The organism is Advenella sp. RU8 (assembly GCF_048381675.1).
Classification (GTDB): domain Bacteria; phylum Pseudomonadota; class Gammaproteobacteria; order Burkholderiales; family Burkholderiaceae_B; genus Advenella.
This window is the reverse complement of the sequence record NZ_JBLWIS010000010.1, coordinates 97,633-106,341: the sequence shown is the minus strand read 5'-3', so window position 1 is coordinate 106,341 and position 8,709 is coordinate 97,633. Positions and strand designations below refer to the sequence as shown.

At 44.4% G+C, this 8,709-nt stretch carries 7 protein-coding genes; 4 read left to right on the top strand and 3 right to left on the bottom strand.

All coding sequences use genetic code 11. The features are described from left to right. From ACM5Q9_RS12255 to ACM5Q9_RS12240, 4 genes are all read left to right on the top strand, one after another. The coding region (locus ACM5Q9_RS12255) for a TnsA endonuclease C-terminal domain-containing protein (protein ID WP_418145027.1) at positions 1-389 on the top strand (389 nt) is incomplete at its 5' end. Then, the gene (locus ACM5Q9_RS12250; RefSeq protein ID WP_418145026.1) at positions 379-2,529 is read left to right on the top strand and encodes a Mu transposase C-terminal domain-containing protein; all 2,151 of its coding nucleotides are present in this window, start codon (positions 379-381) and stop codon (positions 2,527-2,529) included. The genes ACM5Q9_RS12255 and ACM5Q9_RS12250, both read left to right, overlap by 11 nt. 16 nt (positions 2,530-2,545) lie before the next feature. After that, positions 2,546-4,183 carry a TniB family NTP-binding protein gene (locus tag ACM5Q9_RS12245; protein WP_418145025.1) on the top strand — a complete coding sequence of 546 codons (1,638 nt, stop codon included), beginning with the start codon at positions 2,546-2,548 and terminating at the stop codon, positions 4,181-4,183. Then, the gene (locus ACM5Q9_RS12240; RefSeq protein WP_418145024.1) at positions 4,176-5,105 is read left to right on the top strand and encodes a TnsD family Tn7-like transposition protein; all 930 of its coding nucleotides are present in this window, start codon (positions 4,176-4,178) and stop codon (positions 5,103-5,105) included. Before ACM5Q9_RS12245 ends, ACM5Q9_RS12240 begins: the two co-directional genes overlap by 8 nt. Positions 5,106-5,159: 54 nt before the next feature. Here ACM5Q9_RS12240 and ACM5Q9_RS12235 read toward each other — a convergent pair whose 3' ends face one another. From ACM5Q9_RS12235 to ACM5Q9_RS12225, 3 genes are read right to left on the bottom strand one after another with little or no spacing between them, the layout of a single operon-like run. Next, positions 5,160-5,687 carry a Mov34/MPN/PAD-1 family protein gene (locus ACM5Q9_RS12235; RefSeq protein ID WP_418145023.1) on the bottom strand — a complete coding sequence of 176 codons (528 nt, stop codon included), beginning with the start codon at positions 5,685-5,687 and terminating at the stop codon, positions 5,160-5,162. Next, the gene (locus ACM5Q9_RS12230) at positions 5,684-7,477 is read right to left on the bottom strand and encodes a ThiF family adenylyltransferase (RefSeq protein ID WP_418145022.1); all 1,794 of its coding nucleotides are present in this window, start codon (positions 7,475-7,477) and stop codon (positions 5,684-5,686) included. The genes ACM5Q9_RS12235 and ACM5Q9_RS12230 overlap by 4 nt, the downstream gene beginning before the upstream one ends. Next, positions 7,474-8,700: a nucleotidyltransferase gene (locus tag ACM5Q9_RS12225; RefSeq protein WP_418145021.1), complete on the bottom strand. Its 1,227-nt coding sequence runs from the start codon at positions 8,698-8,700 to the stop codon at positions 7,474-7,476. The genes ACM5Q9_RS12230 and ACM5Q9_RS12225 overlap by 4 nt, the downstream gene beginning before the upstream one ends. Positions 8,701-8,709 lie beyond the last annotated feature (9 nt).

Here is an 8,709-nt window from a genome sequence, read left to right as displayed (position 1 = left end):
AAGAAATCAATTGTCCACATCATTTGATTTATCACTCGCAGTTACCCAAAACTAAAATTGCTAATATTCAGTGGATTCGGGATGCTGAGCTAAAACCAAAAGAGCTCGAGCCTTACCCAAATTTTTACAATGATTTCCAGCGACGCATGGGTAATGAATTGTTGGGAGGGCAATGCAATCAAAAAGAGTTATTAGCTAGTTATTGTGCTGCTTTTGATAGCCGTTATGGATTGGAGCATGGCACTGGGATTCGTATTGCGCGTATGCTCATGCAAAACCGGGATCTGATCCCTGATTTATCCTCTCCTGATATATCGCAGGAGCCCTTGAATAATTTCATTATGACTTCTAAACAGCTACGTGTTGTGGGAGGTCGTGATGCTGTTTAAGAACGATATATTTTTGTGTAATGGCAGTCAAATGCGCCTGCTTCATATCAATGAAGCGGGGATCGCGTGGGTGATTAATCTTGACGATAAGCTGGCTTGGCCAGAAAAGTGGTATCACTCGCAAATTCAAGACTACAAGCTAATTACGCCATCAACCACAACACCCTTTAATCCTAGTGATGCAAGTTTGAGAAAATGCGAAAAATTGTGGGAGCGGCTACAAAAATTATTAGATCGATACGGTTTTTCTTTATTTGATCCTTCTTCCAGAAAAGCATGTCTTCAAGAGCATGCAAAAGAATATAAATGCTCTATTAATTCGCTTTATAAAGACCTTCGTCGCTATTGGCAACGAGGGCAGACAAAATTGGCTTTGTTACCTGATTACCATTTATCCGGCCGTCCTAAACCGGTAGGAAAAGAAGTGGAGGGAGAAGAAAAACAGATATACGCGACGGTTGGTAGGGGTAGGAAACCAAAGCAGCAGCGAACTATTTTTCAAGTGTCTGAGCAGGATTGCCATCATTTCCACCAAGTGATTAAAAAAGAGTATCTGACTAATCAACAAATTTCTGTCGTTGACGCCTATGCTTCAGTAGTAAACCGGTATTACCGGTTTGTGGATGGAAACGGTGAGTTCCATGTTTGTCCTCTCGGAGAGCGTCCCTCTTTGAGGCAATTCAGGCGCTTTTTGTATGAGCACTACAATATCGAAGATCGACAGAGGAAACGTGAGGGCGATTCGGATTACGAGCTCCTGCATCGAAAAAAATTGGGCACTATTATGGCGGACTGTCTAGGCGTGGGACACTATTACGAGATTGATGCCACCATCGCTGATATTTATCTGGTCTCCAGCACTGATCCAACAAAAATCATTGGTAAGCCAACGCTTTATTACATTATTGATCGAAAGTCGCGATTGATTAGTGGATTTTATTTTGGGCTTGAAAACGCGAGTTGGAATGGTGCTTTGCAAGCCATATTAAGCATTGCAGAGGATAAGCAAGCTCTTTGTGCCCGTTATGGCGTGAAATACGATCCTCAGGACTGGCCTGCTCATCAAGTATTTCCTATGGAATTTTTAGCTGATCGAGGAGACATGATTTCCCACGCAAGTACTAATATTGTCGAGGGGTTGCAGGTGGCTGTTACCAACTTACCAGGTAGGCGTCCGGATTGGAAACCGGTTGTTGAAGCAGGATTCCGCCAAGCGCACAATGCTATTCGCCCGATTGCGCCAGCATACGACCCACCCTCCAATGCAACTCGTCGTCGTGGCAAGCATTATGAAAAAGATGCTTGTTTGACTGTTAAAGATTTCGGTCATTTGATGCTAAATGTGATTATTGCGCATAACCGCAGGGTAATGGGTTCTTATCCGCTTGACATCAAAGAGTTGAATGATGGCGTAAGTCCTTCTCCCATCTCGCTCTGGAATCACGGCATTGTTTCACGGGCAGGGGTGCTGAGCCGGTTTGCAGAACATACGGTCCGCTTTGCATTGTTGAGGAAGAAAAAGGCTTATGTGACCGCCCAAGGTATTGAGTTTGATGGTTGCTATTATAGTTGCTCGCAAGCTATTGCTGAGAAGTGGTTTGAAAGAGCCCGTGTAAAACGATTTGCCGTAACGGTTTCGTACGATCCTCGATTGGTTGACTCTGTTTACATCCACCCGTTGGATGGAAAGTCAGAGCCAATTGTCGCCACGCTAACAGACCGAAGCAGAAAGTATGCTGGGTTTAGTTTTGAAGAAGTTGCCTATTATGAAAGTCTGCAGGCGGAGGTTCGATATCAAGCTGAGCACAGCGGCCTGGAAAATAGTATTCATCTGAAAAATACCACTCAGCCTATCATTAACAAGGCCAAAGCAAAACTTAAAAATCAGAACCTTAAAGTCTCACGCACTGCCCGTCGAGCGGATATCAAACCGGTCAGGGAAGAAGAGCGTAAGCAGGAGCGTCAGCATATGGCAAAAATTGACGGTGGTAAAAATGAGTTTGAAAAACGGCAACAGGATACTTTCGATCCAGGGGGCAACCACTTGAAAGTTGCTCAAGGAAATCAGCGGTCAAATAATTCGGCGCCTTCTATGAGTGATATGGTTAAGGCAGCCAAAGAGCGTATGAACAATCAATAATTAATAAAGAAGAAATATGAATTTACTACCACATTCTGTTATTGCCAGTTATACCGAGCAACGTATTCCCCAATTCAAGCAAAATCCGCTTATTGAGGCGCTTCCACCCAGTATGAGTGAGGCGGATTTACTAGATGCACTGACATTGAAGCCTGATTTTGATCCAGAGCAGAGAGAATGGCCTAGTTCTGACCGCATTATGATGCTTGAGAGCTTACAGAATTTCATGGTTCCGATGCAGAATCATCTGGAGCTAGGTCAGGCGCTGGATGCGATGATGCGGACCGGATATGTGGGTCGTGCACCGAAAACCGCTGGTCATGCGGCAGTTTTTCAATCAATTTATAAGAATCAAGCTATGGGGAAAAGTTTTGCACAAACGGCCAATACCCGTACACCGCAGATTTCAACTTCCTTAATCGGAATTTCCGGGATGGGTAAGACGACGACAGTAAATCGTTGGTGCGCCCATATTCCTAAAGTCATTTACCACCCGGATTTCAATTTATACCAAATTCCTTACTTGCATGTCGAGATGCCCAGCGATGGCTCATCAATAAAGGGATTGGCGCATGGAATTTTACAGAAAATTGATGAACTGATTCCCGACGCCAATTATTATCAGCACTATGCCGCGAGGGGTAAGCCAGGGGCAGATACATTGATGCGAAGTGTGGCACGTGTAATGAATCTGCATCTAGTTGGCTTACTGATTTGTGATGAGGTGCAAAATCTTGATAACGCCCGAAAAGGCGGGCAAACGGTTATGACTGAATTAGTATCCGCTTGCAATGACTTGAAAGTACCGATTCTTTTCATCGGCACTAATAAAGCCGCTAAGGTGCTAAGCATGGATTTTCGTCAATCTCGCAGAGCTAGTGGCCATGGGCTTGCTCCTTGGGATCGGTTGTATCCCGGCACAGCTGGTGAGCCCAGCGAATGGGATGATTTTCTGAGTATTTTATGGCAATACCAATGGGTTAAAAAGCCGGTTCCTCTGGATCCTACTTTTAGTCATTATATGTATGAATGCTCGCAAGGAATTATTGACTTGGCGATTAAGTTGTTTAGCGCTGCCCAGGCTCGGGTGATTCTGGATGGTACCGAAAAGCTGGTGCCTGATCTCATCGTAGAGATTTTTAAGGATCAGTTTAAATTGATGCATCCCATGGTGGAAGCGCTTAGAAGTAATAATTTGGAGGCTTTATGCCGGTTTGATGATATTGCACCGCTCAACCTTCAGCATCATTTGGAAAACGCGAATAGAAAACTCAATCTTCAATCCTCCCCTTTATTTTCCGTAAAAGCCAGTGACAGCACGTTTACGCCAAGACTGGTGACGGGCTTAACAGCAATGGGCTTTGATCCTGAAGAATCACATAAAGTTGCTGAAGAAATTGCTCAAAATAATCCTGATGCTAGTTTAGCCAAAGGTGTAAAAGAAGCAGTTGCTGAAATGACTATGCCTAAACCGATACGTAAGACACGCGATAAAAAAATAGAGCCTATACAAGCAGATTTATTCGATGAACGTCCCTTGGATTATCGGCGGGCTATCGCGCATGCTTCGGCAGCGGGTACTACAATTATGGAGCAGCTACGAATCCTAGATATGGCGCCAATGCTTGAGGATATTATTCCAATCGATGTTTAATTTATCTCGCCCATTTTGCGATGAGTTAGTAGGGAGTGCTCTTCACCGCTCGGCCTGGCAGTTAGGCTTGTCTTATAAGCGGTTAATGAAAGTGCTGAGTAGCACTTATGGCCTTACTCCCTCAGTAGGCATTACGCAAGATAAGGCACTGGCAAAAGCTTTTGGAATGGATCTTGAAGAGTTAATTCAATATCACACGCTTTTACCCTTTACCGTAACTTTTTTGAACGATATCGAGAAAGACCAAATACTGCGTGATTTTCTGAAACCATATAATAAACCGATGCATGCATTTTCTATTGTCAAGAAAACAATTAAAACAATGACTTGGCTGCATTTTTGTCCTATGTGTAATATCGAAAATTTGCAGCGTTATGGTGTTGCGTATTGGCGTAGAGCTCATCAACTTCCAGGGGTGTTGGTTTGTGATATTCATGGCACTCTGCTTTATAAAAGTGAAGTGAGTATCTATGAAAAAGGGTCACTCCCACCCCCTGACAAAGCCTCGGGTTGCTTGGTGAGTGGTTTTGGGCTATCAGCTCAAATACTACAAAGTATTGCCAGTACTTCAGTATCCGTTTTGAATAATGAATTGTTAATTAAAAAATGGCCTGAGCACTATAGCTATTTTGTGATTACGTCTGCCTATTGCTTCAAAAACCCTGCTATGAGCAGGCGTGTGATCTCTGTTGATTTACAGAGTTTTTATGGCGAGGATTATCTTCAAACTCTTGGTTTGTTTTTTCCACTGAATCAACTTCATAAATGGCCAACAAAGATGCTTCTGTCATCTAAAAAAAGTTTTTCTCCTCTTAAGCACATTTTAATGATTGTTTTTTTAAAAACAAAAATGTGTCAGTTAAGGATTGATGTTGAGGAGAGAAGCCTTACGGCTAGGAGGGAAATAAGCAAAATAAAGTAGTTGGTTGGCCGGTGTAGTTGAAAATATAATGTTACTGGTCGCATACGGTTATATCTAATCAGCCTTGTTGCTTTTCAGATTAATGTTATTTCTACTTAGCAAATTCAATGGATTGGCCTCATGTAATATGAGGCCATCGTGTATCCAGATTGCTAGGCCCGTTGGAAAAGGAGCTGTCCCCAAAATGGCAAATATGATACCGCTCAATTGCCTTTTTGCTGCATGCGCATAGTCAGATGCGAGCTCTAAGTCCTCGTGAGAAGGAGTTGGTATTGGTTCTGGATGCGAATGCCACAACCCAATGCAATGCAGACCTTTGGTGAACATATTCTTGCGTTCAGCCATCGCTGAACCGGGGGGAAATTGAACTCTTGTCCGTTGAGTCCTTGCCGGCTTTAATAGTGTGGCTTTATCAACAATTATAGTGTCGGACGTAAGATTTCTCGAGTACAACTGGCCCACGGACTCCGTTCCTTTTCGTGATATTTGAACGTGCTGGGCGAGAAATTGGGTGACATGTTCAGGGACCTCTAGTTTCCATTGAGCACGAGCAATTTGATATTGGAGTGAATTTTCAATCATGATGTAGCCATTATTGAGCTGTAGTCTCTGGTTTGCATAATAGAATCATAGCGGGAACCATTCAAAGGGACAATTTTACGCAAAGGAATTTGCCCTTTAACCGGGAGATTGTCGTAGAAGGCTTTAGTTCTCACCCAACTCCATATTGTCGCTTGGGTGCATTGGTCGTCGAGAGTCGCTAGGATTCGTTCTGTAGCGAATGCAGCGGCTTGATTGACATCAGCTGCCCCATAGGGATGAAAACCGACTCCACAAGCAGGTAACTCTACCTTGATGTTAAAACTGGAAAAATCTGCGGCATTAATTTTTTCATCTGCAGGGTCTGATGCTGGCCAAGGATTATCAGCAAAGGTTAGTACTACATGCGCAGCTGAACAGAATGGCTCAAGCCATGCGTGCAGGACGGGGGTATCGCTGAAGGCGAGTGGTCGCCATTGAGAAAGTATTGTCCTCACGTTACTCTCTCCGCTGCATTCTACAATCAAGTCGTATTTTTTATGATTCTCTATCTGTGCTAACCAATCAGCAACATTTGCTTGGTATCCAGTGGCTTGAACTCCCGGTATATTTTGACGAAGTCTGGCAGCCAGTGCTTCAGCTTTGGATTGCTCAAGTGCAGCGAAGCCAAGAACATGTCGACTGACATTGGGACTATCAAAGCTTTCATTGTCAACAATGTCGAGGTTCCCGACACCAGCACGGGCAAGCAACTCTACGATAGGACTTCCGAGGGATCCGCAGCCAATGACAAGCACCTTCTTCTGCTGTCTTTTTTGGAACGGTTCAGCCGCATGGTCCCGTGTAAGGCACCAAGAGGGATCTATCCGTGTTGATTCCACAGGAGCTACCGAAAAACCACTACCCTTTGATATAAGGTGTTGCAGTGGATCAGGTGTGATTTGGTAGCAAAAGGGCACAGAGTCTCGTATTAAAACGATAATAAAAGGAGGTGCACTGTGGTGGAACGAGGCACGAGAGCCTCTTTTATTTTTTTTGCTAGGAGATGTCTTCTGTAACCAGGAACTTAAGTCTATTGCGTTTGAGGTTAGCTGAGAAATGAGGCGTTTGAGATCTATGAAATCTTGCGGCCAGACTTGAGGAGTCCAAGGAGTATTTTTTGGGAGCGGTACGAATAGTGCCTTTCCTTGGATTAGGGTTCCTCTGTTCCATCCATGGCGGTTTGCGATGGATGCAGGATCACCATTTTTTAAAGTGACGATTTGCCGGGTAATCGGGGTGCTGCTATCTGGTTGTTTCTTAACATAAGCGATCACCTCTCCTTCCACGTAATTGGTGATTGGTTTGAGGTCAAGGTATGTCCAGGTTGTTGAGCGTAATTTGCTTGCGGGTTTTTTGTATGTAGCGCAATAATTATTCCAATAGGAAAGACATTCCTTTTGAAATTCCTCTTGCACACGTTGAGGATCTGAGCATATCGGAATCCATTGTTCTTCAAAGCTTTGTATAATTCGGCAAACGGCTAATTTAGGGTCAGTATAATCATTTGGACTAGAAGTATCTGGTAGGCAGATGCTTCCGTCGTGCTCGACGTGAGGAAGCTTTAGAAAAAAATCCTTGCTTACATGAATTCTAGGAGGCTTGGCTGGAAAATTAGGAGGAAGCCGCAACTGTACCTCGGTATTTCCCAATGGTGGGTAGGAGGAGCAAAGTACCCACGTGTTTTGTTTATGACTATGCTTTCGGACAAGCCCAGCCGCGTGAGTCTCAAACCATGTATGGACCGACTGAATAGCTGTTTGGAAAGGAGTGAGAGCGTCTTTTGAGATCAACCGAGGGTTCCTTTTGATCCAGAGGGCACTACAGTGTTCAGATTTAGGGTTGAGTCGACTGCAAGCAGACCTCTCAGAATACCTCGCGGGACTTCTTCTTTTTCAGCCTTAATTCGTTCCTTCCATGCTTCTACACCATCGTTACCGAAGACGCTTCTGATTCGATCCTCATCGGCTGATTTAACCTCACCGAGCAGTAGAGCCTCAAGGTCTTCCTCAAGCCGCTTGTGCCATTGTTTGAATTCTCGGGAACGAAGGCCTTCATCGCTATTCCACCTGTCTGCGAAGTTCTCTGTAGGTAGCGTGGGATTAGCAATGATATATTTTTCATCGCGCTTAACAATGTAGTTAGGCATATCTTCTACAACGGCCAAGACGACCTCAATAGCAGATGTGAAACTATTATGGCGAGTATTGTAAAGGTGCTCAAATGCCCGTGTGGCAAGGGTAACAATAATGATGGAAATCGGTTGTACTTCTTTGTGTCTCTCGTCCGCATTCCAGTAAATGTTAGTGCGGTGTAGCTTCATAAGCTGTATGGCTCTTCGCAAAATATCATCAAGGCCGATTGTTTCATTCGGTAAAGGCTCTATGTGGGCTTCAGCCTTATATATTTCGTCAATGGCTAGGCGTTGGAACGTGAAACGCTTATTTGCATGTTCACAGAACCATTCAGCATAGTCTTTTGGGTTGGTCGGAGACCAGCGCGTATCAGGGTCCCTGACTCGAAGTGACGCCCCTGTAACTCTAAAAGGGTCAGGAATCGCTGGTGTAACATCAAAGTAAAAAGACTTTCCGGGATACCTTAGGCGCCAGCAGCGACGTTTTTCCTCAGGTGAGCCTGTCACGGATTCGTTGCCTTTGAGCGCCTGTCCAAAATCCTTGAACATGACTTCAGGGTCTGGGTTTTGTTTGTAGAGATAATCAGGTAGCTCAACTACGATGTCAAGGTCAAATTTTTCATTACTCCGGGGGCGAATAGTAGTCAGAGTTCGCATGGACCCTTGTGAATATACCTGAACGTCAGTGTACTCAAGTTGAAGTTTGGTGGCAATCTGGTGGCCGAGACGCTCGTAAGCGGCTTCAGCGTCAGCACGTACGTCTTTCGGTAGTTCCAATCGACCTAGGAGTCGGCCTATTAACTCCTCCCATGATTGGGTGGAGTTGTGTGCCGTCAGACTCTGGATAATCCGTTCTGATAACTTTGATGGGTTTTGTATCATTGGAGGTAA